The sequence below is a fragment of the Streptomyces sp. NPDC021622 genome, assembly GCF_040640795.1.
Classification (GTDB): domain Bacteria; phylum Actinomycetota; class Actinomycetes; order Streptomycetales; family Streptomycetaceae; genus Streptomyces.
Genome location: NZ_JBFACK010000026.1, coordinates 103,439 through 126,982, shown reverse-complemented (window position 1 = coordinate 126,982; position 23,544 = coordinate 103,439). Strand labels below are relative to the sequence as shown.

Sequence of the window (23,544 nt, the reverse complement as noted above, 5' to 3'; positions counted from 1 at the left end):
TCGCCTCTAGCTCCGCCTGGCCCACCCCGAGGTCACCGTCGCCTGGGCTGACTCCGCCTACGGTGGCGAACTCATCCCCTGGGCCCGCTCGTTCCTCGGTATCACCCTCCGCACCGTTCCCGGGCGCAAGGACCAGGACGGCTTCGCCGTCCTCGCGAAACGGTGGCGAGTCGAGCGCGCCATCAGCTGGATCATGCGGGCCCGCAGAAACGTCCGCGACTACGAGCGGCTCATCTCCCAAAGTGAAGCCCACCTCACCTGGACCATGATCACGCTCATGGTCCGTCGCCTCACCCGCCCACCCCGGCCACCCCGGCCACCGCGCAGCGAGCCCCGTCCCGTCGAACGGGATGCCGTCGTCAAGCCCAAACCGATCCGCATCCGGGCCCAGCGGCAGTCGCACGCCATCCGCCTCGCTCCCACCGCCCTCGCCTGACCAGCGCGGCATCGCCACACAAGCGCGCCTGCGTTTTCAGCTACTCACCCGCACCACACTCTCGTGAAGCGTGACCATGAACTTCCGATCAGTCGTCCCGCCGGCCTTCAACGCAGAACCGGTTGCCCTCCGGGTCGGCCAATACGACGTACGGCCGTTCTGCAGGCGCTGGGTTCTCCGGGTAGTGCCGCCAGTCGACACGCTGAGCTCCCAGCGCCACCAGACGAGCGACTTCCTCATCTAGCGCGCGCTCTCCCGCGTCGAGATCGAAGTGGATACGGGGAAACTCCACCGCAGGGCTCTCGCTCACGTCCATCGCGATCGGGATACCGGGCACACCGATGGGAGGCTTCAGAACGATCCAGTCGTCACCCTCGAAACGCGGAGGCCGCCGCACATAGCCCAGGGCCTGACGCCAGAACTCACCTGCTCTCACGTCATCGATCACGCCCAGCGAGACCTGCCTGATCGTCGTCATGTCAGCAGCCTAGGTATGCCATCCCAACCAGACTGTCGTTTTCTGTCCTGAAGTCCCTCCGTCACCGAGTGTCATAGACCAGGGGATTGAGCACAGCTACTCACCCGCGCATTGTCGGTGCACTCCTCACGGGCAGGCGACCGGCCTCGGTCTCCCCGGCCGTCGGGGCATCGCTCGCCCCCCCGGCCCACATCACCGTGAGTGGTTGGCGTCTCCTGGGTGGAGGGCCAATCCACGGCCCGACGTCATGAGACAACGCGTCTAAACGATGTCGCCCGGTGCAACGATCATGAGTCGTGTGTTGTCGCGCAGCCGGGCCAGCGCCACGAACTCGACCTCGGTCTCCTCATGCTGGTGTGGCAGGTAGAGGCGCCGCCTGTCTCCATCGGGGTGGGCGACTGTGGTGACGTCGTCGTCGAGGATTCTGCGGGCGATCGGATCGGCCTGCCTGATGTGATCGCAGACCTCGTTGAGGCGCGCGTCGTCCGGATTCGCTTTGTGGGCCAGGCGCAGTTGTGAGGCCATGGGCTTGGCCCAGGTCTCCTCCCAGTCGATGAGCTGGAGCCGGGCCTCCGGGTAACACAGAGCCCAGATCATGACGTTGATGCCGTGCAGCATCCAGGGGTAGTCGCGGGCCGCGGCCTGGTTGAAGACGCGTACGTCCCAGCAGTGGTCGAAGGTGTACGCGGGGTACGTCAGGCTGTGGACGATGGCTGCCCCCACGGGGTCGATGGTGCTTGCGTCCGCGTGCGGGAGCGGTGGTGGCTCGCAGGCGTTGGCCTCCAGCCACAGGTGTGCGCGTTGCGCGCTGTCCAGGCCGAGGACGCGGACGATGCGGTCGAGGAACTCGTCGCCGACGTGGTCGAGTTTGCCGCGCTCTAGCCTGCCGTACCAGCCTTCGGTCACGCCGGTCAGCTCTGCAAGGTCTCTTTGCGTGAGGCCTTTGCGGTGGCGGGAGCCGTAGCGGGCGGTGAATCCGGGCACGGCGTGCGGGTCGCGTTCTTCGCGCCAGGTCTTGAGCATCCGGGTTATCGGCGGCAGATTGCACATGGAAGGCAAGACTCCCCTGGGTAAAGAAAAGCAAAAGTATCAGGAGATCCTAACGCAGCTTATACCTTTGCCTGACTTGGTAGTGAGTACCCGTCACGCCGCTAAAATCCGGATCTTTCGGGCATAGCCACGCACGGAGCGGGCCGCAACCCGCACTCGCAGTGCCGGTACTGCGGCTACCGACACCCTCAGAACCGGCCTAACAGCACTGAAACGGGGCAAGGTGTGGCACCGCTGCCCAAGGCCACCTCCTTACGGCAGTAGTCCGCCACGCAGCGCCTCCCCCCACCTCGCCAGGCTGCCGCGAGCGGACGCCGCATCATCGACGATCCGAGAGGTGTCCAGGCATGAGCGTTTTCATCACCGGCGGCAACCGAGGCATCGGTTACGCCATAGCCCAAGAGCTTGCCGGGGCCGGCTTCAACGTGGCTGTCACCTACCGCTCCGGGGAGCCGCCCGCGGGCTCCTACCAGCCGGGCCAAGAGCATTGCGCTGGACGTTTCCTCGCTGTTCGCTGTGACGTGACGGATGCCGGGCAGGTCGATGCCGCCTTCAAGCAGGCTGAGGTGGAGCACGGCCCGGTCACCGCTCTCGTCTCCAATGCGGGCATCACCCGCGACGGGCTCCTGGCCCGTATGAGCGAGGACAACTTCACCGCGGTCCTGGACGCGAACCTGACCGCTGCCTACCGGGTGGCCAAGCGTGCCCTTCCGGGCATGCTGCGAGCCAAGAGCGGCCGCATGGTGTTCATTTCGTCGGCCACCGCGATGTACGGCGAGGCAGGGCAGACCAACTACGCGGCGTCCAAGGCGGGGTTGATCGGGCTCGCCCGGTCCATTGCCCGCGAATACGGCTCACGGAGCATCACAGCCAACGTCGTCGCTCCAGGGCTGACCGCGACGGACATGGTTGCCGCTCTTCCCGAGGAGCGCATCAAGGGCCTGCTCGGGCAGATCCCGCTCGGCCGCCTGGGGCAGCCGCAGGAGATTGCGCGCGCGGTGCGCTTCCTCATCGAGGACGGTTCCTATGTGACGGGCGCGGTCATACCGGTAGACGGCGGTGCGGGAATGGGGCACTAAAGCAGTGATCGGATGCTGCGGCAGCCTGCTTGGGCCTGCGAGGGAAGGCCGCGGTGCAGCAAGCGCAGGCAGCTGTGCCGCGGATGACGAGCGGCGGCCGGTCCATGTTGTACCGGGGCGAGGGGGCGGGAGTGATCGACGCTGAGCGCATCCTGGCGCTGGCCCGGGAGCCGGCCCGCGTGGACGCGGACCGGGGGCGTGACGCGGGCCGGATGGCGGCGCTGGCCGGGTGCGGGCGCGGACCCTGTGCGCAGACGGGGCCAGTGGCGTGGTCGGCGGCACGGTGCGTAACGCGGTCACAAGGCGCGGAGGTTCAGGTACCGGAGGGCGCCCGCGAGGCGGCGCAGGTGTGTTCCTTCTGCCCGATTCGCAGCGGATGCTTCTCCGCCCCGGAGGCGAGTGCTCCTGCCCGGGTGCGGGCGTGGCGCAGGCGAGTGGACGACCAGTAGGCGGGTGACGCCGGTGGGCGCCGAGAACATCTCGGCGCCCACCGGCATTTCTGCACGTCAACACCCTCACGGGGGCGTGGCCGAGGTCACGTTGGCGGGGAATTCCGGGAATGGACACCCCCTACATGCATAGTAGAATTAATTCAAGAGGCGAGGGGGAAAGAAACCTCACCAGCACCACTTGGAGCCCAACATGCAGCGCGTCATCAAGATGAGCCAGGTCCACCGCAACCCGCGCCAGCCGCGCGAGTACTTCGACCAGGACGCGCTGAACGAGCTGGCCAAGTCGATCGAGACATACGGCCTCATGCAGGCCATCGAGGTCCGCCCCGACAACGAGCAGGGAGGCTACGAGATCGTCGCGGGAGAGCGCCGCTGGCGCGCGCACCAGATCCTCGGCCGCACCAAGATCCGCGTCACGATCACCTCAGAGAAGAACGAACTCCAGCGGTTCAAGCGGTCCATGAGCGAGAACGTCACCCGCGAGGACATGACTCCGTTCGAAGAGGCCCACGGCTACCAGCGGATCCTCGACGAGGAGGAGGGCGCGACCATCGAGTCCGTGGCCGCCGACTTCGCCAAGACCACCACCTACGTGAAGCTGCGCCTGACCCTGCTGGACCTGCGCATAGAGGTCCAAGAGCTCGTACAGGACGGGAAGATCGGCACGCAGGCCGCTGTGCAGATCGCCGCCCTCAACCTCGCCAACCAGGGCTCCGTCCTGTCCAAGTTCGTGCGGGGCGAGTTCACCTCGGACAACGAGATCGTGCACTTCGCCTACGCGATGAAGCAGCAGCAGGATCAGGCCGTCCTCATGGTCGTCGAGGAGATGACCGAGGAGCAGCGCACCGAGCGCGCGACCGCGCAGAAGAAGACCCGCACAACGCTCGACAAGATCGAGCAGGTGCGTGCACTCCTCGACGAGATCGGCCGCACCGAGCCGTTGAAGCTCGCCGAGACCCTCGAGACGCAGGTCGGTGCACGCCTTGAGCAGCTCGACCGGGTCGCCGAGTCCCTGACGAAGGCCCGCTTCCAGCTCAAGCAGGCCAAGGCGCACGCCGAAGCGAGTGAGCTGGTCACCGTCAACCCCGAGGCCGTCAGCAACAGCTAGGCCGAGCCGGAGCCTGCCGCAGCCTGAACCCCCGACCCGCCGCGACGTGCGCGGGCGAGACCCGCCCGCACACCCGCTCAGCCCTGCCGACACTCCGGGGCACTCACCGAGAAGGTCACAAACGCCGTGCGCTACACCGCACCGCTCACGCCCGCCCAGGCCGAACAGTCGGCAACGACGTCGGCATCATCATCGGCTTCGCCGCCAACGCCATCAGCCAACTACGGGCCGCGCGAACACCGAGGACCTGATGCGCACGCTCGCCTCCCCGGCAGCCATCGACGTAACCGCGGCCCGCTACCTGAAGGCCCTGGAGAAAGCCCACAGCCCCGGCGAGGCCGCCGCCAAAGCCGGGACCGCGCTCGTCCACGACTGGGCGAACGCGGTCCTTGAGACCCGCGACCGCCTCGGCGAGCAAACACCCACCGAGGAGAGCGAGGCCTCCGAGTGAGCGCCTCCTCCGCGGGTCGCGACTGGACCGTCATGCAGCGCGCCGAGTTCGGCCAGGCCGCGCCAGGCGAACTGCCGTTCTCCGCCGGCCCGGTGCGCATCCCCGCCGTCCGGGACCAGGTCGGCACCGAAGCTCTCTTCGGTGAACCCTCCCCCGCCCCTCAGCCTCGCCGTGCCCAGCCGGTCCAGCGGGCGACGCCGACGGACAGGACGAACTCTTCTAACACCCCTGCGCTAGGACCCCGGTCACAGGTCGCCGCCGCCGATACGGTCGCCGTGCCCCGCAAATCCCGCTGCCACGGCCACGGCTGCGATTGCCCCGGCCCCCGAGCACAGCCATGTCCATCCGCCCCCACGGAGCCGCCTCCCACCACGGACACCGCGATCCAGACCAGGGTGCCGCCGAACACTCCTGTCCCCAGGCGGAGTAGGGCTAGTCGTCGGCGTACACGCGAATGTGGCCCTGACAAGATTTCCGTAGCCGGAGATCACCACGGCGAAGGTGTCTGATCGGAACAGCGTCGCCTCAAGTGTGCGACATCCCGTGGGTTCCCGTGGTTCTTGCCGGAACCCTGAGCCCCTGGCCTGGGGCTTCTCTCTCGTTCGCGTGATCGGCTCGCCGACCGCTGCCGGTGACTCTCTACCGGGTGACGGCGATCTCGAACAGCGGGTTGCCGCTACGGTCGGCGAACTCCAGCACCCCGTCCTGGTCGGGAACGACTGCCGCCTCGGAGCCGGTGACGCTCTCCCCCGGGCGCGGGTCGGGCTGGAGCGGTGAGTCACCGACATCACCAAGGAACAGTCCCGGTGCCGCCACCTGGGCGTTGGACGTCCACCGGCTCGCCACAGTCAACGGGTACAAGTCAAACTCGTCCGGTCCGGTGTTGGTGACCTTGAACTTCCAGACGACGACTTGCTTGCCGGGTTCTGCCTTCTGCACGTCGAAGTCCTTGGACACACGCACCTCCAGCAGGGTCACGTCGGCGGCACCGGGAGGGATCGGCCTGGCCAGCTCCGCGGGCGAGGTGGAGATGTGGAGGGTCTGTCCCACGGCCAGCCTGGGCGTGCTGCTGGTTGGCGTCTGCGATGCCTTGGGTGTCTGCGATTGCTTGGGCGTCTGTGGCGTGCTGCTGGGCGGTGCTTTGGACGGTGTGGAGTTGCCTCCGCCGCCTCCTCCGCAGGCTGTCGCGCTGCCGCCGACGGCTAGGACCGCGACGACCGCGATGCTGGCAGCCTTGTGTTTCATGACGATCCTCTTCGCGGGTCGCCCCCCTGCCTCTATGTCCATCATGCGCCGGACTCGCACTGACCGCTGCCGGTAGGTCACCCCATCAATGTTGCGTCGCTCCCGAGGGGCCGGCAGCGGCCGAGGTGCTGTCCGAGCTGTTCGGTGACGCCGATCGGGCCGCCGTGCTGCGCAGCCTGGAGGCCGGGATCGAGGCAGGAGCGGAGCACTACCGCAGGCTCGTCGCCCGTGTGCGCGGGCAGAATTCGTCGCCCGACGCGACCGAGGAGCTGGAATGGCTGGCGCGGGCCCTGCGCGCCGCGGATCAGACCTGACCTGGTGCTCGACCTCGGCACGGGGCAGGCCGCCGACCTTGCGGTGCCGCCGGGACGAGCTGATCGCCTACGGGCCGCAGCTGTCCGACAACGGCGCCACCCGGCTGGGGACGGCGGCATTGGTCCGGAGGCCGGACAAACGGACACGGCACGCGTCCGGACCCGGACACGGCACGCGCCATCCCGACCCCGGACCGGTACGCCGACCCTGGGTGCACAACTGGCAGTTCGGCAGGCGGTCGTGATGACCGAGGACATCCAGGCCGACGTCACCGCCGAACCCTTCGGATCGCTCAGCATCCTCGTAATTCACCCGAACCCACGGATGCATCGGCCTGACGCACACCGATGGACCCGTGGGTTCGCACTGAAGGACCTCCAGTTTCCCTAAACCCACGGGAATCTAGGGGTGTCGCCGAGGTGAGCCCAAAGGCCGCCAGAAGTGGATCTTCACTTGGGGCGAGGTCCTGCCCGCATGTAGGGGTGCCGGGTGAGAACGGTGTGGCCGCCCGGCGGCGACGGTGCCCGGCCCGCGCAGCCCGCAAAGCGTGGCCACTGCGGCCCCGGCGCCATCCTGGTACGGGCCAGTGGCAGGACCACTGTGAGGCCCCGCGGCCGGTGGAAGCGGCGGGTCGCTGTTCGGACCGAGGCGGGCGCCACCAGATCGTGGGCGAGCGTGTCACCGAGCGGGCATATAAAGGCACATATGCGGTGAAACCTCACAGTCGGACTATTCCATGAGGCGCTGATGGTGGCAGAACAGCAGGCGGCTAGCCACGACCGGATCTGGAATGTCGAGGAGGTGCTGCGTCAGTCAGCCGAATCTCTTGAGAGGGCGGTATGTGACTTGATGCCGTTTCTGTGGTCACCGGAACGTGTGGGACCGCTGTATCCGCGCGGGTCGGAGGGGCGGGTTGCGCTGGAGTGTCCCGGTGAGCGACCGCCAGCCCTACAAGAGCGACTTATCCGATGTCCACGGACAGCGGGCCGATCACGAGGCCGTTGACACAGGACTGGGACAAGATCGCCAGGCCCCTCAAGCCCGTCTGCACCGCGGCGACCCTCCGCTGCGGGCGCCACGACGACGCCCGCAGCATCTGCGTTCGCCCCCAGCCGTCACCCCTGTCGCGCACTCCCACCCCTCGCACTGAGCGCCCTGATCACCACGACCACCCCCCGGTACAGCGGCCGCACCACCCGGCCGGGCAACCGGCGGTGCCGCTCCTCCTTCCACACCCGGGCCCGGGTGTGCGCCGCGAGAGGCGACCACGGGTCGGTGACCCGGGGCGCGGTGGCGTGGAACTCGATCCGGCAGAGGTGCTTGATGTTGACGTATCCGTACTGCCACGGGCTGACCAGCCGTACCGGAGCCCCGTGATCGCCGGTGAGCGGCTCCCCGCCGAGCCGCTCGGCGACGAGCACGTCCTCACCGAGCGCATCCTCCAGCAGCACCAGCGCCCGCACCCCGTCCGACCCCACGAACACGAGGTGGCTCACCACCGCCCCCGGCCGCAGCCGCGGCTCCACCAGCACCCGGTAGAAGTCCTTGAACGCGACCCCCTCCCACACCAGACCGGTCGCCGACCACCCGGCCACACAGTGGAAGTCGGCCCGGACCTCGCGTCGCGGCAACTTCCCCAACTCCGCCACCGACAGCGTGACGTCCTCCGTCAGAGCGCCGCCCAGCTCGATCACCGGATCGGCCGGTATGGGCGGCGGCGGGTTCTTCAGGTCCTTGCCGAAGCGCGGGAACCCGCCGACGGCACGTTGTCCTGGGGGAAGGCGAAGCGTCATGTCGATCCTCCGGTATGCGCCCAACTCGGCTACCCAACAAGCTACTTCAGCATGCCTCGCACCTGACCGACTGGCGCAAGTCCTCCTACAGCGGCGGCACCAGCGGTGACTGCCTCGAAGTGAACGACTCCGCCTGCCCCGCCCACCTCCCCGTCCGCGACAGCAAGAACCCCACAGGACCGGCCATCCTCTTCCCGGCCGACGCTTGGACGACCTTCGTCGACTCCCTCAGTGGGTGAGTGAGTTGACGCCCGTTTCGGGCTTTCGGGTAGGTCGAAGTCTGCTGCTCGGGGGTTCGCCGGGTGGTTATGGCCGCGGCTGGGTGAACAGCCCCTGCTCGGGCTCGATCAGTCCCATCCAGATGTATCGCTCCACCTGCCGCAGCGTAGACAGCATCCGATCGCGCACGGCCCAGAACGCAGCAACCTGCGCTCACGGCCAGGTCGCCTACGACGCCGTGGTTGCTCAAGATCACCGGCGTGGAGGGCACCTCCAACGCCTCCGCGACCGCGGCCAGCGCAGCGGAGCCCAACTCACAGGAAGACGTGCACCCTCGCGAGCGTCGACGGCAGTCGGTACGGGCCGCAGACGGAGCCAGTCCAGAAGAGCCGTCCCCCAGGCATGCACGCGACCCCAGCCCACCTTCACCACAGCTAGGTTAAGCGCGATGAAGGTCCAGTCGGGGAGTGGACACCCGCGCAATACATAGTAGAATTAACGCACTAGGTGAGGGCGAAACGGCTCACGCCAACACACAGAAGGGACCAGCGCATTGTTCACGACCCCCTCAATAGTCGAGGCCTCCACCCTTGGCGCCACCGCACCCGAATGCGAAGACTGCGAGGGGAGCGGCACCGTCACCTACCTCCACGGCCCGTACGAACGCAACCGCGAATGCGACGCCTGCCACGGCACCGGACGATGCCTGCCCTGCCCCGCATGCACCGACGGCACCAGCCCCGCCACCGGCGAAGCCTGCACCACCTGCGACGGCTTCGCAGCCCTCACCTGACCAGAAATAGGCCAATACCCAAAAGGAGCGTTCAGTGATCCTCGGCGACTCACTCACCCAAGAAGCCCTGTCAACGGGCAGCAAGACCAGCACAACCGTCAGCCCCGACGGCGCGATCCGCCTGGCAGTCGCCCTGCCCGACGGCGCGGTCCAGCACTTCGAACGGCCGCCCGCTGCCACCTGCGCAGACTGGCGGGCCACCGAGCTCGAAGCTCCCAGCTCAGGCTTCATCTTCAACGAACCCGTCACCGAACAGTGGGGGCACGCTCTCACCCTCATTGCCCGCAACTCCCTTACCTGAACAGCAAGGAGACCGAGATGGAAGACTTCAAGAAGCACACCGGCGTGACGCTCGCCCAGCCCACACTCAAGGGCCTACTCCGCCCGTTCGGCGAAGTCCGCGGCCACGCAACCGACCCCTTCAGCGGCAAGACGCTCGTGATGGTGCAGTGGCCCGGCGCACCCAAGCCCCTCCCCTACGAGCCCGACGAACTCGCCATCGCCGACTGACCCAAAATAGGCCAGTACACATCTTCGTGTTAGGTTTTGAGCGATGTCAGGCCCTGGCACGGCCCACACATCCACCCGATCTCCGGACGGGCAGCGACCCCCCGCGCCCCGCCCGCCCGGAACGGCTCGTCAGATACGAGCCACCCCTCCGGCCGGGACCCGCACCCCCTGCGGGTCCCGGCCAACCCATGGAGAACCACGACATGCCTGACATGAACAACCACGACGACATGCAGCTCACGAGCCACGACGACGCCCTGCACCAGGCCCTCGTCCTCGAGCGGTACGGCCGCCCCCTGGACGAGATCCTGTGGGAGGAGACCCGACACCCCCTGCCCGAGCTCCTCAAGGAACGCCACCGCCGCCCCCAACTCCCGGACGCGACCGAACCCTCCCGGCAACAGCCCCGGCCCGACCCGGATGCCGCCGCGCACCGCGAAGCCCTCCTCGAAGCCGATACACCCCGCCGACGGCGGAGTGCCGCGTGACCGAGGAACAGTTCCGCCGGCACGTACGCAAGCTCGCAGCCCTCCGCGGCTGGACCCTCGCGTACCACACCCACAACTCACAGCGCAGTGACGCCGGATGGCCCGACGAGGTCTACGGACACCCCAGGGCCAAGCGCGTCATCTTCGCCGAGTTCAAGGCAAACACCGGACGGATGCGCCCCGCGCAGCGCGACTGGCTCAAGCACCTCCAAGCGTGCGGCTTCGAGACCGCCCTTTGGCGCCCCAAGGACCTCGACCACATCGTCGCTGTCCTCGCGCCCGACGGCCCTCGCGCCCAACTCCCCGACAGCTTCTAACCAGGAGGCCCACCCCGTGCACGAGCGCACCAAACATCACGCCCAGACCCCGCCGATGCCCGGAGCTTCCTGGTGCAGTTCCTGCGACAGTTGGTTCAATCCCATCACCAACACCTGCCGCTGCAACTACCGATGAATACCCCAGGTAAACCGACATGAACGACTCTGCTCCCATCCCGGGCCACACCACGGAGCCCACCGTCCCGGGCCACGAGCAGAGCACCCCCATGTCGGGCGTCGGCACTGAGCGGGCCCTCATCGAGATCGTCCGCCTGGCCAACGAGCTGTGCGAGCACCTCGCCGACGGCCAGTGGCACACAGCCGCCCGAATCAGGGAACTCGCCGAAACCACCCTGCTGAACGCCGGAGACCGCTGAATGCACGCCCGCTTTGAACCCCTGCCTGCACCGAGCCGCAGCCAGGACGCTTACCACACCGCCAAGGTGCTCCGCGAGCGTCCCAACGAGTGGGCGCACATCGAAACCCTCGGCAACCTGAACCGGGCCACCAACCTCGCCTACCGCATCCGCACCGGCAGGCACGGCGCCTTCCGCCCGGCAGGCGCATTCGACGCCACCGCACGCCTCGCCGACGACGGCACCGCCAGCGTCTACGCCTGCTACATGGGAACCGCAGGGAAGCAGAACTCGGTAGCGCGGACAGCAACACCACAGGACATCAGCACCTGAGCACACAGTGCACCCTGTACGCAGATGGACGGCTGTGATCTCGGTGAGAGCTGCGCGCTTTGACGCGGCCAACCCGACGCGCCACCTGGCCCTGCCTCAGCCGATCACTATCGGCCGTCCTGAAGGTGCACCTGCGAGGCGACGTTGACGACGGACAGATCGTCGAGCGTAGTGACCGCGCACGAAGGAACTCCTTCGCGCAGCAGGCTGTCCTCCAACGCATCGTCGCCAGCCAGTGTGCGCAGCAGGTCTACGGTGACGCCGCCGTGTGTGACCACCGCGACCGGCCCTGGTTCACCAGCCAGGTCGGTCAAGCACGCGAGGAACCGGTCGCCTGCCTGATGTGAGGAATCCCCGGACCTGGGAACGTAACCCCGGTCCCGGACCGTTGCAGCCCAGTCAGCAAGAAACTCGGCGATGGGCTCGTCATTTGCCCAGTTCATCCGCTCCCGCAGCCGGGCATCTTCCTGAATCTGGAGTCTGCACTCGGACGCGATGAACTGCGCCGTCTCGTGGGCTCGCCGCAGAGGGCTACTGAACAGGGCGCCGATCCCGATGTCCTGCAGATGCTTCGCTGTTCGGGCCGCCTGCTGACGTCCGAGGACGGTCAGGCCCGGATCGCCGAGTTGTCGTTCCTTCTCCGCGTGCTGCACCAAGTAGAAGATGGTCACAGCCGAGAGTGGGGCACAGTTCGCGGCAGGCGCTACCGAATTTTCGGCAGGCGTGGACTGAACGGCAGCCCGCGCGGTACGGCGCCTCGATCAGCCTGCATCCCAGGGCGCTGGTCCGCATCGTATGTCCGGCCAATGGTGAGCGTCCGGATCCGTGGAGGCAGTAGCCGAGGGCGAGCTGCAGTGCCCGCCTAAAACATGGGAACCCATGACACATTCCGCCCGTTGATCAGTGCGAGGCCTCGCAGCATCCCCCGTCTGCGGGGCCTCACCATGCGCTCGATCCGGCCTGAGCGGCCATCGAGCACTGGATGTTCGCTCACCTACGCTCGATGGTGGGCGTGGGGCTGGAGTCCCATGTCCAATGCCACGCCCCGAATACCGGACTCGCTTGCGGACCTGGCTATCCCGGTCGCCGAACTCTTCCCGTATCACCGCAACCCGCGTACCGGTGATCTCGATTCCATTGCTGAGTCGCTGTCCGTCAATGGCCAGTACAGGCCGATCGTCGCCAACCGCGGCACCCTGACTGGGCGCACCAACGAGATTCTCGCCGGCAACCACACCTTCAAGGCAGCTAAGCAGCTCGGCTGGGACAAGATTGCCGTCACTTGGCTCGACGTCGATGACGACGCGGCCGCGAAGATCGTCATCGTCGACAACCGCACCAGTGATCTCGCCGGGTATGACAGCGTGCTCCTCGCGGATATCCTCACCGAGCTTCCCGACCTCCAGGGCACCGGCTACGACCAAGGCCAACTTGACCAGCTCCTGGACGAGACGGCGCTCCCAGCACCGATCGAGCTGCCCTCCGATGGTGCCGACACCGGGGCTGCGGCGACGGTGGACTATCTGCAGTGGGGGTACATGCAGTGGTCCTCCACCCGCGTACGGATCACGCAGGCCGAGGTGGAGCTCCTCGACGCGCTCTACAAGCGGTTCGTCGGCGACAACGACTCCGATCTCGGCTTCGGCTGGCACGTCCTCAATGAGGAGCACCGTGCTGAAGAGGGAGCGGTCGCGTGAACCCTCTCGACGTACGCTTCGACCCCGCCTATCCGCTGGCCAAGCTGCGGCCCGCGGACTACAACCCGCGGCGCTTGTCCGACGAGTCGTTCGAACGGCTTCAGGGCTCCCTGCGCCGCCACGGCGTTGTGAAGCCCGTGATCCTGAACGCCGACGGGACGCTGGTCGCGGGCCACCAGAGGACCAAGGGGCTCAAGGCGATCGGCGAGACGACGACGCCGGCGATGATCCTTCCGCAGAAGGTTCGGCTCCAGGACGAGATCAAGTTCAACCTCCTGCACAACCGGGTCGAGACCGAGTCGTCCGTGGTGTACGCGGATCCGGGGCCGATCGGCCAGTGGTGTTGGATCCCGTGGCAGACCATCGACGTTGAGGAGTCGAAGAACCTGCCGTTCCAGCAGGCGATTGGCTTCATGACCGCCGCCCACGGGCCGTGGGGCTCGGTGGTAATCGACGACCAGGGCCGCATTGTGCTGAACGCCGAGTACGCGGCCGTGGCCAAGGCCCAACGCTTCGACATCCTCGCGTGGACCTGCGCCTCCTTCGACGCCGGCCAACTTGTGGAGGACCTCACCGGCGAGTACGGCGTCTACGACTGGACTGGCCTCGAAGAACAGGCGCCGGTGTGGAATCAGCACATCGTGCAGCCGAACCGGCTGCGCGAGCACTCCTCGAAGGCGAAGGCCGACAAGGTCCGCTACAAGTCCGAGGTGTGGGAGCGCCTCGTCCTGCCGTGGCTGACCACGTCGCATCGGGTGGTGGACTTCGGTTCCGGGCACGGCGACTACGCCCGCCACCTGCGCGGCAAGGGCTACAAGATCCACGACTACGAGCCGTACCGCACCCTGAAGGGCAAGTACGCCGTCGACATCCACACCATCGTCGGCCAGATCCGCAGCATCGAACGCGAGTTGAACGAGAACGGCCTCTACGAGGTCGTGGTCCTCGACTCCGTCATCAACGCCACCACGTCCCTCGACTACCAGCACTGGGTCCTCACTACCGTCAACGCCCTATGCGCCGCCGACGGGCAAGTCTGCATCGGCACCCGCAACTTGGAGCGCGAGCTGGCGTACGAGAACTCCGAGCACTCCATCAGCCGGGACTCCACGCGCCTGTCGTTCCTCGACAGCGAGAACGTGGACATGCGGTTCGTGCGCGGCAAGTGGCAGCGCATCCGCTATCACACTCCCGAGTCTCTCCTCGGTCTGCTGTCCCGGTACTTCGAGGACGTGCAGATCAGCGACACCACCAGGGCCACCGTGAAGGCCGTGTGCCGACGCCCCCGAGTGCTACCCCTGGAGGAATATCGGCAGGCACTTTCGGAAGAATTCAATATGCCCTACCCCAACGAATTCCGACACAATAAACACAACGGACTTTCGGCAATTCTGCTAGAATTGATCGAGGATAGGAATTCCAACTTGGAGGGGTAAAGAATGGAATTGGGGGCGGACCCGAACCGGGTTCGCATAGATATCGAAGCACGGGCCAGCTACCGCATCATGTGGCTGGCCGGCATCCGTGAACTCGACCTGACACAGCACTGCCTCAAGACGTTCGGAGAATGCGACCGCCCATACATCAACACCCATCAACGCAGGCAGACACTCCACCTGTCCGCAGCGAATCCGCCAGTCGCCTGGTATTTGTGTGCACTACCCATCCCCTGGGACTGGTCCCGCAACGCACACTTGGCATTCGAGCACGCACCCGGCGAAACCTGGGATGGCGATGCCCTCGTACCTGGCCTCGGGGTTCGGCTGGCCAACGCTCGCCCCATCCTCGGCTGGGGCGAGCACTCGATCCCGCCAGATGCGCCAAGTCGAAGTTCCAAACGACACCGGACCTGCCGGAACTGGCAGTTCGCATGGTGGTTGCGCCAGAACCGCAAGATCCCTGACGCGCCGCCTCCGCACCTTGAGGACTCCGCGGGTGTGGCAGAGCAACTGACCTTGGACTGACCTGTGGCTGCCCTCTACTGAGGGCAGCCACAGCAGAAGGCAGCCGGCCGAGCATTCCTGCCGCTGTTCTCAGTACGACACTTTGCCGCCGCAGGGCCGGTACAGCGTCTCCATCGACGAGCCACCGTTCGTTGAGGCTCTCTCGTCGATGGAAGCAAGCGCACCGGCGGAAATTGCAGTGCCAGCCAGTGCGCCCCTCCGTCACAGTGGAGCCATGGAGGTTCATGAAGTTGCGCGTGAGGTCGTCTGGGATCGGCATCCTGATGCGCGTGCCGCGTTCCTGGGCGGCAGTGTGCTGACGGAGCACCGCACCGCGACCTCTGATCTCGATGTCGTGGTGCTGTTGAAGGGGGAGCCAGCCCCATACCGCGAGAGCCTCTTCCACGAGGGCTGGCCGGTGGAACTCTTCGTTCACACTGAGGAGTCCTGGCACGAATTTACAGGCCGGGAGGTTCGCCGACGTCGATCGCCACTGCTCTGGATGTGCGCGAGCGGTGCCTTGCTGTTCGATGCCGATGGTGTCGGCGGGCGTATCGCCACTGAGGCGAAGCGGTTCGTCGAGACTGGGCCGCCTGCAGTGGAGACTGAAGAACTGGAGGACGCCCGCTACTCGTTGACTGATCTTCTGGACGACCTACGGGGCTGCAGAGAGCCAGGCGAGAGGCTGTTCATCGTGACAGAGCTGGTCAACCGCGTGGGGCAGTTGACCTTACTCAACCGCGGCTCTTGGCTTGGCGGAGGAAAGTGGTTGGGGCGTCGCCTCGACGAGCATGCGCCGGGAGTCTCCCGGCAGTTGGACGCCTGTGTCCAACAAGCCCTCCGGGGAGAAGTCCAGCCTCTCATCGCGTTGGCCGAGGAATTGCTCATAGAGGCTGGTGGTCCACTTTGGGCGGGCTACCGGCGAGGTGGCCCGACGTAGGCGTCGCCTTTAGAGGCTCGATGGCGGTGGAGCCGGGCCTCGATATTGGAGAACCCAGCCCCTCGCTCGCGTCAGTGAGTTTGCGCGTACGCCTCGCGGACTGAGGCCGGTACGCGACCGCGATCACTGACTTCGTAGCCGTTCTCCTTGGCCCAGGCCCGGATGGCCGACGAGTCGTCTTTGCTGCCCGTCACCGCCTTGGCCTTCCCCTTAGAATTGTCTCCACCGCGAATCCTGCGGGCGCCATCAGCCTGGAGATACGGGTTCAAGATCTCAAGGAGCTTCTCGTAGTTCTCATCTACGAGGTCGATCTCCACCCCAGCCCCGTCAATGAGAATGCTGTGCGTGGAGATATCCGACGACTCCTCGCCGGTCAAGTCATCCACATATGTCGTAATTACCTTCTGTGCCATGCGAGGGATTCTACGGCCACGTGAACCTCGAAATATCCATGATCACCAAAGCTCGATACCAGCGGACCACAGCCGCGTAGGCATCGCTACCGAGAACCTGCTTGCCCTGCGCATTACGGCTGCGGCCCCCAGTGCGCGAGGACGTCTGCTCGGCTCGTGAATGAGCGACAGGCGAAGCGCCCCCGTCCGGCAAAAAATCCCGCCGCAGGGGTAGGCGCCGCTGCTAGCATCACCGCATGATCGCGCCTTCGTCCCAAATCGAGATGATGCCCCGCCAGCGGGGCTGCTGATACCGGACGCGCGTTTCCGAGGCCCTGAGACGGGGCCTCGATCTGCGGTGCGCTGGTGGCTTCTGCGGGAAGGCCCCAGAGTCGGTGACGCCGACTTCACCCGGGAGCGGCTCATTGCCCGAGCCAACGCCGACCTGGCAGGCGGTCTTGGGAATCTCGTCAACCGGGTCGTGACCATGGTCCACCGCTACCGGGACGGCCATGCGCCCCTGGCTGACGCTCCGGCCACCGAACCTCTAGCTGCGGCCTGCCGCGATGTCCCGGGCCAAGTGGATGCGGCCCTGTACGACTTCGACTTCCGCCGGGCAGCCGGCAGCCGCCGCGGTCTGGACGATCGTGGAGGAAGCCAACCGCTGCATCGATACCCCCCCTGGGAGCTGGCCAAAGCCGAGCAGGGCGGGGATCATGCCGCCGGGGAACATCTCGACACGGTCCTCAACGCCCTCGTCCAGGCATGCCACGAACTGGGCGACCAGCTGCAACCATTCCTCCCAGATGCCGCCTCCCGAATCGCCAGGCAGTGCGGACACTCGTCGACGCATCCATGCGGGACCTGATGGACACCTTCCTCGACGGGTTGATCTGGACGCCGATCCAACTGCTGATCCTGCACTGGCCGGCGTCGGGGGGTTCTTCCCACCGGCCGCCGACGTGGGGCGGCCACTCGTCCTGCTGGGCCCGCCGGAGGTGGTACCCGGCAAGGCCCATGCCGGGAGCAAGTGGCTCCGCGCCTTGAAGAGCTGCGCAAGCCGTTCGCCGCCGAGTGCAGGGGCTGGGCAGGACGCCCCGATACCTTCGAGGACTTCGCCGTGCTACTCCGCGAATGGGCAGTAGTAGTAAAGGACACGACCCAGCGTGGCTGGGGTCTGGTGGGTCTGCCCTAGCCGCTGTCGGCTGAACGGAGCCGACGATCAACTCGACGAGCTCTACGAGGCAATCGAGTGCCAGCGCGCACGGGCCGAGGCCTATCGCTCCTCCACCCACTTGAGGTGGAGTCGACGAGCGGCCTGACATGCAATCAGCAGAGCAGTGCGTGCGCACCTCTCGACCCCCTACCGGCTGGACACGAGCAAGGTCCGCGTCCATGACGTTAGTTGACGTGTGATGGCCTGAGCTCGCGCGCTGTGCCCCGGCAGAAAGGGCAACACGAGCAAGGCCGGAGTGGACGCCAACGTCACGACGAGCAGTGGGACGAGCGCGAAGATGACGATGATTGCGCGCTGGAGCCAACGAGCACCGGCGAGAACGGCGGGCCAACGAGGAGGCACGGAGCTTCCCTTCCGAGGTGACTGGGTTGATGCCACAAGCCTCCGACCGGCCAGATAGGTTGCGACAGTCGCAACCGTTGCCAACGCCAGGTCAACCGCCGCCGGGGGATATCCGTGACCGAGATAGCACGACGACCAGCAAGTTCCTCGGAGGTCGAGCGTGGCGAGGTTCCGGAAGTTGCCGCCCTCGGCAATCAGTTGACGGAGCTGTTCAACACTCTGGGCATCACCCAGAGGGCCTACGCGGTGCGCATCTCCCGCAGTCCCTCCTCTGTCTCTCGCTACTTCAGCGGCAAGAAGTTGGCTCCCCTGGACTTCATCGACCGGCTGATCCGCGAAGTAGGGGAACACCGCAACACTCCACTCCGCCCAGCAGTCCAACAGCACCTGCGGGAGTTGCGCCTGGCGGCCTTGAAGGTCACAAACCCCGACGAGTACCGCCTTGAGTCACTTCGCGCGGAACTTGTCGCCTCGAAGCGCAAGGCATCGCACCTTGCACACCGAGAGGAGGCTCTCCACCTGCTCATAGACAAGAAGGAGGGGCAACTCCAGGAGCTTCGATCCGAGATCGCCCATCTGCGGAACGACTGGGGGACAGAGCAACTCCAGGTCGCGCGCAGCGAGGCAAAGTGGGAAGCGGAGAACACCGGACTAACGTCCGAGCGAGACGATCTCGTAACGGAGCTATCAGAGTTGCGGGAAGAACTCAACGACGCACTGAGGCTCCGCGAGAGGGCGGAACGCCAATCTGAGGACCTAGCTGAGAAGGTGCGACTTCTGGAGGAGGAGCTTGCTGAGCGCGTATTTTCACGCACCCGAGCGAGTATTTCCCTAGCAGAATTTAAGGCACGGCTACTCGAGAAGGAATTCGGCCAGGAGCATGAGGCTTTCCGGGATCTGGCCGAGGCGGCCTGGTCGCGCGAGCTCCCTGAAGTTGTGGAACTGGTTGAGTGGCTTCAAGCAAATGACCAGACTTCTCTTCTGCATGTGTTTACGGAAGAGGTAGGGCGCACACGACCGCTTGATGAAGTGATCCAATTGGGGTTCGACCTGTCCGTCCTTCCAGATTTCGACCGCGGAGAGGCTTCGTTGCGCGTGGAGTATTGGCATCCCGTCCGCATTCTCTGCCGAGTCGCCGCGCTGAAGAGGTCAATTCCTGACATGGCCCAAATAGCTCGATCGTGGGAGGAAATACCTATCGGAGAAGGGACGCTGGGTGGACGTCTGTTGGCCCACGTGGTTGGCGAAAGAGAGGTACAAGGAGACGAACTAAATCTATGGGACGGCCTAGAGGCGGGAGGGGTTTCAGAGCTCGATTTGGTTAAGGCTTTTTCGTCAATGAAGCCCGAACGGTCGGCGAGGGTCATATCCGATTGGCTAGACGTGGGACGCCCTGGAATTGCGCTCGCAATGCTAATTTCCGTGATCGACCGACACCCGGGGCGAGGGTACAGGGATTCAACCCTTTGTCGAGCGGCTTCCGAGTTGAGCGACGAAAATTACGAGCGAGTCATCCAGATGGTGGTGAACGATGTGCCCGATATCACCTCGGCCAGGTATCTTATTATATTTCTGCGTGACGCCAGGAGTAACCCGGATTTCGTACTCGCGTGGTTGCTCGATAAATTTGCCACTTACGGGCGGGTCGAGGCCCTCCTTTGGGGCATTTCCCAACTGGAGGAGAAAACAGTCGCGCCAGACAATTTTGAGCTGCGGAACTTTCGTCAGCAGCTGAAGTCTTGGCATGAGAGTGGCAGTTCTAGTAATGCGTGGAAGTTCCAATTTCCCCGCCGTCTCTAACGAGTGTTAGAAGGGGAGCGCGGATCGTCTACTGTTGATCCGTCACACCACTGGGCCCACCGCTCTTCCCCCGCCTGCGTCTTCCATGCAGGATCATTGAAGGTAGGCGCGGGGCCCAGGGAGTTGTGTCATGGGCCGCCCCAACCGCGCCACCCGGGCTGCCATCACCCAGCGCCGCGCCGACGCGATCGACCTGAAGCTCGCCGGCGTCGACTGGCTAACCATCGGCCGCAAGCTGGCCGCCGACCCGGCCATCAACTCTGACGGCATCGCCTACCCGCAGGGGTACGGCATCGACAAGTACAAACGCGGTCTGGAACCTCCCACTGACAAGCGGCTTATCGAGCTGGCCTGCAAGGACGTCTCCAAGGCCCTCGTTGAGCGCACCACTGCCCTGGATGCCAATTCCGATGAGCTGCGGCAGCTCATGGTGGAGCGACTCGAGCGACTGTTCTTCGGCGTCTACCGGGCTGCGATCCGCAACGGTGACTACCAGGCCGTCGACCGGGCGGTTCGGATCATCGAGCGCAGCAGCCGCCTCCAGGGCCTGGACCGCCCCATGCGTACAGAGCTGTCGGGGCCGGACGGTGGACCAGTTCAGGTCGAGACCGCGGGCCTGGACGAGCTGGAGCGGCTGATCAACCTCGCCGGCGGCGAGGGTGGCGAGGCCTGACGAGGCTGCGGTCCTCCAGGCCTACCGGTCGCTTCCCGCGCAGCGCCGCCGTGAGATAGCCGCAGCCTCCACCCCCGAACTGCGCGCCCGGCTCGTACGCATAGAGCGTGAGCTGGCAATGGACCGCTCCCCCGGCGCGATGGCGTCCGTCCTCACGGACGGCAGGGAGATGCAGGCCCCGCACCTCGCGAAGATCGACGCGGCCTTCGAGCAAGTCGCCGCCGGACATCCGACGAGGCTGCTCCTGACGATGCCGCCGCGACATGGCAAGAGCCGCCGAGCCGCACGCTGGGCACCACTTTGGTACCTGCGCCGCCGCCCCGAGCACCGCGTGATGATCGCTTCCTACTCCTCAGATCTCGCCGACGATCACGGTCGATGGATCCGCGACGCCATCCTCAACTACGGGCCACAGCTTGGCATCAGCCTGCGCCCCGGCTCTTCTGCCGCCAATCGCTTCGACCTCACCGGCACCGAAGGCGGCGCCGTCATGGCCGGTGTCGGCGGAGGCCTCACCGGCAAAGGTGCGCACCTGGCCGTCGTCGACGACCCGATCAAGGACGCGGCCGAAGCCTCCTCCCCCACCATGCGCAAACGCCTGTGGGAGTGGTGGCAGGCCGTCCTGCTCACCCGCATCGAGCCCGGCGGCTCCGTCATTTTGATCCAGACCCGCTGGGACGAGGACGACCTCGCCGGCCGAGTCCTCGCCGATGAGGGCGACCGGTGGACCGTCATCGACCTGCCCGCCATCGCCCTCGCAGACAACGACGCCCTGGGCCGTTCCCTCGGTGCGCCCTTGTGGCCGCAGCGGTACGACACCGAGGCACTCGCCGAGATACGCCGCTCCGTGGGCGAACGCGTCTGGTGGAGCCTTTACATGCAGCAGCCGCGCCCGCAAGAAGGCGGCGTCTGGCAGTGGCCATGGATCACCAACAACCGCATCAGCGCAGCCCAGTTCCGCGGCATCGACCTGACACGGATCGTCATCGCCGTCGACCCTGCCGGTGGCGAGTCCGCCGTCGGCGACGAGACAGGCATCGTGGCCGCCGCAAGTGACCGGGAGGGGCACCTTTACGTCCTCGACGACCGCTCCGGCAACCGTGGCGCCGACGCATGGGGCCGCGAGGCCTGCCTGCTGGCGATCGAACTGCGCGCGGACGCAATCGTGGTGGAAAGCAACTACGGCGGAGACATGAGCCGCCAGATCCTCCATCAAGCATGGCAGGAACTCCAGCGCGAAAAGCGCACCGAAAACATGCTCATGCCCGCCGTCCTGTCCGTAACCGCCAAGCACGGCAAGCGGCTGCGGGCCGAGCCGATCGCCCAGCTCTACGAACAGGGCCGTGTCCACCACGTCGGCGAGTGGCCAAAGCTGGAACAACAGATGGTGACCTGGGTTGCCGGCATGGACAGCCCCGACCGGATGGACGCGGCCGTACATGCGCTGACACAGCTCGCAGACCCGGCCGAGAACGGGGTGATCACCTCGGCCTACCAAGACAGTCGTCTGTCCGGACGGCGCTGAGCCGCGGTGCCAGGGGCTCAGCCTTCAGAACAGGGGCTCCCCTGACGGAACGGTCCAGGAGTCCAGTGGTCAATGCCAGCCAGCTGCCCTGATCACCGATTCGGCGACGGCACTGATGGGTGCCTGTGCGGCCGACGACCGCAGAGTACGGCCCGCAGCCAGCTACTCGTCAAAGCAGCACGCAAGACCGCGATGGAGCTACGGCCGACGACCGCGGAGGGAGTGGGAGCGCAGGGCGTTGCCGATGGCGAGGCCCTCGCCGCAATGGAGCTGCGGTCGACGACCGCAGAGGAAAACGGTGATCTCGTAGCCGCTCATCTCGTCCTGCTTGCCGCAGTGGAGCTGCGGCCGACAACCGCAGAGCAAGACGTTCGAGGGCACGCTCGTCTTCAACGACGCAGCGCCGCAATGAAGCTGCGGTCAACGACCGCAGAGGAAGTTGGATCGTCGACCCGTCAGTGCCGGTGGCATGAGCGCCGCGATGGGGCTGCGGCCGACGACCGCAGAGGCAGCGGACCATGTGATCCCAGTCGCGCACCAGCGGATCACCGCGATGGAGCTGCGACCGATAGGCGCAGAATGGTGCTGAGATCGAGGACCGCAGCGAAGGGGCCGTGGTCCTTCCGCATCTGCTCCTTTCAGATGATCCCGTGATGGAGCCGCAATCGGCTGTCGGTGATCGCAGAGAGAGAAGGTCCGCTCGGCACACTCTTCCACGCGCTCGAGTCCATGCCGCGATGGAGCCGCGGACGATGACCGCAGGGAAGACATCCGTCCGCATTCGCCGAGTTCGTCGCGATCGGACTGTGGTGGGGCTACGGCCGACAACCGTAGCGGAGGCCCGATAAGACTGGGGAGGCCAAGGGTCTTCGAGCCTCGATGAAGCTGCAATCGACGACCGCAGAGAAGGGTGACCGCGACCGGCGGCGGCGGACAGATCGAACTGCCACAGTGGAGCTGCGGCCGACGACCGCAGAGGTGAGGCTGGTTGACGATGAGGCAGTCCCCAGGCTCCAGCATGCCTCGATGAAGCTGCAGTCGACGACCACAGAGAGCGCCGCAGCGCGCCTCCAGGTAGTACGCCTCTTCGGTGCCGTAGCCGCAGAGGAAGACACGCAGCCACTCGGAGATCGTCTCAGGGGCGAGGCCGCGATGGAGCTGCAGTCGACGACCGCAGAGGAAGGACGGGATCGACGTCGTCGATGTCGGCCACACCGAGCCGCAATGGAGCTGCGGCTGGCGACCACAGAGAAGGTCGCAGCGCATGCACACCTGGTAGCCCTCCTCGAAGCCACAATGGAGCCGCAGCCAACGACCGCAGAGGAAGGACGGGATCGACGTCGTCGATGTCGGCCACACCGAGCCGCAATGGAGCTGCGGCTGGCGACCGCAGAGGAAGACCTGGATCATCCTGCGGACCGATTCGGACCAGGTACCGCGGTGGAGCTGCGGTCGATAGCCGCAGAGAGGGGCGCGTGCGCACGTTCGTGGAGGACATGTGGTGCGTGCGGTGATGGAGCTGCGGTCGACGACCGCAGAGGAAGCAGCCACGCGTCGGCCAGGTTCCGTGCG

The 23,544-nt window shown here is 66.1% G+C and carries 29 protein-coding genes and 2 pseudogenes; 23 read left to right on the top strand and 8 right to left on the bottom strand.

Annotated features, from left to right (window positions below):
• Window positions 1-16 precede the first annotated feature (16 nt).
• On the top strand, window positions 17-436 hold the full coding sequence (locus AB0G47_RS37985) for a transposase (protein WP_360779752.1): 420 nt from the start codon (window positions 17-19) through the stop codon (window positions 434-436).
• Between the two features lie 88 nt (window positions 437-524).
• Here the strand turns inward: AB0G47_RS37985 and AB0G47_RS37980 are convergent, their stop codons facing one another.
• Window positions 525-914, bottom strand: a complete 390-nt coding sequence (locus AB0G47_RS37980) for a VOC family protein (RefSeq protein WP_360779724.1) — start codon at window positions 912-914, stop codon at window positions 525-527.
• A 261-nt stretch (window positions 915-1,175) separates the two neighbouring features.
• Window positions 1,176-1,964, bottom strand: coding sequence for a helix-turn-helix domain-containing protein (locus AB0G47_RS37975; protein WP_360779721.1), 789 nt, complete (start codon window positions 1,962-1,964; stop codon window positions 1,176-1,178).
• Between the two features lie 347 nt (window positions 1,965-2,311).
• Between AB0G47_RS37975 and fabG the strand changes: the two genes are divergently transcribed.
• From fabG to AB0G47_RS37960, 3 genes are all read left to right on the top strand, one after another.
• A complete protein-coding gene (fabG, locus tag AB0G47_RS37970) occupies window positions 2,312-3,043 on the top strand; it encodes a 3-oxoacyl-ACP reductase FabG (RefSeq protein ID WP_360779718.1) in 732 nt (243 codons plus the stop codon).
• A gap of 642 nt (window positions 3,044-3,685) precedes the next feature.
• Complete coding sequence (locus AB0G47_RS37965) at window positions 3,686-4,603, top strand: ParB/RepB/Spo0J family partition protein (protein ID WP_360779716.1); 918 nt, start codon at window positions 3,686-3,688, stop codon at window positions 4,601-4,603.
• Between the two features lie 250 nt (window positions 4,604-4,853).
• Entirely contained in the window at window positions 4,854-5,054 is a 201-nt protein-coding gene (locus tag AB0G47_RS37960) for a hypothetical protein (RefSeq protein ID WP_360779713.1), read from the top strand.
• A gap of 639 nt (window positions 5,055-5,693) precedes the next feature.
• Here the strand turns inward: AB0G47_RS37960 and AB0G47_RS37955 are convergent.
• Window positions 5,694-6,104, bottom strand: coding sequence for a hypothetical protein (locus tag AB0G47_RS37955; protein ID WP_360779711.1), 411 nt, complete (start codon window positions 6,102-6,104; stop codon window positions 5,694-5,696).
• Window positions 6,105-6,424: 320 nt separating this feature from the next.
• Here AB0G47_RS37955 and AB0G47_RS37950 point away from each other — a divergent pair, with 320 nt between their 5' ends.
• Together AB0G47_RS37950 and AB0G47_RS37945 are read left to right on the top strand one after the other, a co-directional pair.
• Entirely contained in the window at window positions 6,425-6,613 is a 189-nt protein-coding gene (locus AB0G47_RS37950) for a hypothetical protein (protein ID WP_328681163.1), read from the top strand.
• A gap of 1 nt (window position 6,614) precedes the next feature.
• Window positions 6,615-6,858 (top strand): annotated as a pseudogene (locus tag AB0G47_RS37945) (hypothetical protein); the annotation flags it as partial.
• A gap of 871 nt (window positions 6,859-7,729) precedes the next feature.
• On the opposite strand, the gene AB0G47_RS37940 reads toward AB0G47_RS37945, so the two are convergent.
• On the bottom strand, window positions 7,730-8,407 hold the full coding sequence (locus AB0G47_RS37940) for a molybdopterin-dependent oxidoreductase (protein WP_360779708.1): 678 nt from the start codon (window positions 8,405-8,407) through the stop codon (window positions 7,730-7,732).
• A gap of 14 nt (window positions 8,408-8,421) precedes the next feature.
• On the opposite strand from AB0G47_RS37940, the gene AB0G47_RS37935 reads away from it, so the two are divergent.
• The 8 genes from AB0G47_RS37935 to AB0G47_RS37900 all read left to right on the top strand — a co-directional run bounded on the left by AB0G47_RS37935 (window position 8,422) and on the right by AB0G47_RS37900 (window position 11,423).
• Window positions 8,422-8,646 (top strand): DUF397 domain-containing protein, encoded by a 225-nt coding sequence (locus tag AB0G47_RS37935; RefSeq protein ID WP_360779705.1) that lies wholly within the window; start codon window positions 8,422-8,424, stop codon window positions 8,644-8,646.
• Window positions 8,647-9,179: 533 nt separating this feature from the next.
• A complete protein-coding gene (locus AB0G47_RS37930; protein WP_360779702.1) occupies window positions 9,180-9,419 on the top strand; it encodes a hypothetical protein in 240 nt (79 codons plus the stop codon).
• Between the two features lie 34 nt (window positions 9,420-9,453).
• Window positions 9,454-9,720: a hypothetical protein gene (locus AB0G47_RS37925; protein WP_360779699.1), complete on the top strand. Its 267-nt coding sequence runs from the start codon at window positions 9,454-9,456 to the stop codon at window positions 9,718-9,720.
• A 17-nt stretch (window positions 9,721-9,737) separates the two neighbouring features.
• Window positions 9,738-9,929: a hypothetical protein gene (locus AB0G47_RS37920; protein ID WP_360779696.1), complete on the top strand. Its 192-nt coding sequence runs from the start codon at window positions 9,738-9,740 to the stop codon at window positions 9,927-9,929.
• A gap of 203 nt (window positions 9,930-10,132) precedes the next feature.
• Window positions 10,133-10,417: a hypothetical protein gene (locus AB0G47_RS37915; protein WP_360779693.1), complete on the top strand. Its 285-nt coding sequence runs from the start codon at window positions 10,133-10,135 to the stop codon at window positions 10,415-10,417.
• Window positions 10,414-10,734: a VRR-NUC domain-containing protein gene (locus tag AB0G47_RS37910; protein WP_360779691.1), complete on the top strand. Its 321-nt coding sequence runs from the start codon at window positions 10,414-10,416 to the stop codon at window positions 10,732-10,734. The genes AB0G47_RS37915 and AB0G47_RS37910 overlap by 4 nt, the downstream gene beginning before the upstream one ends.
• Window positions 10,735-10,889: 155 nt before the next feature.
• On the top strand, window positions 10,890-11,111 hold the full coding sequence (locus AB0G47_RS37905) for a hypothetical protein (RefSeq protein WP_360779688.1): 222 nt from the start codon (window positions 10,890-10,892) through the stop codon (window positions 11,109-11,111).
• Window positions 11,112-11,423, top strand: coding sequence for a hypothetical protein (locus AB0G47_RS37900; RefSeq protein WP_360779685.1), 312 nt, complete (start codon window positions 11,112-11,114; stop codon window positions 11,421-11,423).
• Between the two features lie 107 nt (window positions 11,424-11,530).
• Here AB0G47_RS37900 and AB0G47_RS37895 read toward each other — a convergent pair whose 3' ends face one another.
• Complete coding sequence (locus tag AB0G47_RS37895) at window positions 11,531-12,094, bottom strand: histidine phosphatase family protein (protein ID WP_360779683.1); 564 nt, start codon at window positions 12,092-12,094, stop codon at window positions 11,531-11,533.
• 357 nt (window positions 12,095-12,451) lie between these two features.
• Between AB0G47_RS37895 and AB0G47_RS37890 the strand changes: the two genes are divergently transcribed.
• From AB0G47_RS37890 to AB0G47_RS37875, 4 genes are all read left to right on the top strand, one after another.
• Complete coding sequence (locus AB0G47_RS37890; protein WP_360779679.1) at window positions 12,452-13,120, top strand: ParB/RepB/Spo0J family partition protein; 669 nt, start codon at window positions 12,452-12,454, stop codon at window positions 13,118-13,120.
• Window positions 13,117-14,556: a ParB N-terminal domain-containing protein gene (locus tag AB0G47_RS37885; protein WP_360779676.1), complete on the top strand. Its 1,440-nt coding sequence runs from the start codon at window positions 13,117-13,119 to the stop codon at window positions 14,554-14,556. The genes AB0G47_RS37890 and AB0G47_RS37885 overlap by 4 nt, the downstream gene beginning before the upstream one ends.
• A gap of 3 nt (window positions 14,557-14,559) precedes the next feature.
• On the top strand, window positions 14,560-15,084 hold the full coding sequence (locus tag AB0G47_RS37880; protein ID WP_360779673.1) for a hypothetical protein: 525 nt from the start codon (window positions 14,560-14,562) through the stop codon (window positions 15,082-15,084).
• Between the two features lie 214 nt (window positions 15,085-15,298).
• On the top strand, window positions 15,299-16,003 hold the full coding sequence (locus AB0G47_RS37875; RefSeq protein WP_360779671.1) for a nucleotidyltransferase domain-containing protein: 705 nt from the start codon (window positions 15,299-15,301) through the stop codon (window positions 16,001-16,003).
• Window positions 16,004-16,074: 71 nt separating this feature from the next.
• Here AB0G47_RS37875 and AB0G47_RS37870 read toward each other — a convergent pair whose 3' ends face one another.
• Window positions 16,075-16,416, bottom strand: coding sequence for an Lsr2 family protein (locus tag AB0G47_RS37870; protein WP_360779668.1), 342 nt, complete (start codon window positions 16,414-16,416; stop codon window positions 16,075-16,077).
• Between the two features lie 337 nt (window positions 16,417-16,753).
• On the opposite strand from AB0G47_RS37870, the pseudogene AB0G47_RS37865 reads away from it, so the two are divergent.
• Window positions 16,754-16,864: pseudogene (locus AB0G47_RS37865) on the top strand (class I tRNA ligase family protein); the annotation flags it as partial.
• 78 nt (window positions 16,865-16,942) lie between these two features.
• Here the strand turns inward: AB0G47_RS37865 and AB0G47_RS37860 are convergent.
• Entirely contained in the window at window positions 16,943-17,236 is a 294-nt protein-coding gene (locus AB0G47_RS37860) for a hypothetical protein (protein WP_360779758.1), read from the bottom strand.
• Window positions 17,237-17,425: 189 nt separating this feature from the next.
• Between AB0G47_RS37860 and AB0G47_RS37855 the strand changes: the two genes are divergently transcribed.
• From AB0G47_RS37855 to AB0G47_RS37840, 4 genes are all read left to right on the top strand, one after another.
• Window positions 17,426-17,590 carry a hypothetical protein gene (locus AB0G47_RS37855; RefSeq protein ID WP_360779666.1) on the top strand — a complete coding sequence of 55 codons (165 nt, stop codon included), beginning with the start codon at window positions 17,426-17,428 and terminating at the stop codon, window positions 17,588-17,590.
• 498 nt (window positions 17,591-18,088) lie between these two features.
• Window positions 18,089-19,774, top strand: coding sequence for a hypothetical protein (locus tag AB0G47_RS37850; RefSeq protein ID WP_360779662.1), 1,686 nt, complete (start codon window positions 18,089-18,091; stop codon window positions 19,772-19,774).
• A 130-nt stretch (window positions 19,775-19,904) separates the two neighbouring features.
• Window positions 19,905-20,447 (top strand): hypothetical protein, encoded by a 543-nt coding sequence (locus AB0G47_RS37845; RefSeq protein WP_360779658.1) that lies wholly within the window; start codon window positions 19,905-19,907, stop codon window positions 20,445-20,447.
• On the top strand, window positions 20,434-21,972 hold the full coding sequence (locus tag AB0G47_RS37840; protein ID WP_360779656.1) for a terminase family protein: 1,539 nt from the start codon (window positions 20,434-20,436) through the stop codon (window positions 21,970-21,972). Before AB0G47_RS37845 ends, AB0G47_RS37840 begins: the two co-directional genes overlap by 14 nt.
• A 198-nt stretch (window positions 21,973-22,170) precedes the next feature.
• On the opposite strand, the gene AB0G47_RS37835 is transcribed toward AB0G47_RS37840, so the two are convergent.
• Window positions 22,171-22,353, bottom strand: coding sequence for a hypothetical protein (locus AB0G47_RS37835; protein ID WP_360779653.1), 183 nt, complete (start codon window positions 22,351-22,353; stop codon window positions 22,171-22,173).
• Window positions 22,354-23,544: the final 1,191 nt, after the last annotated feature.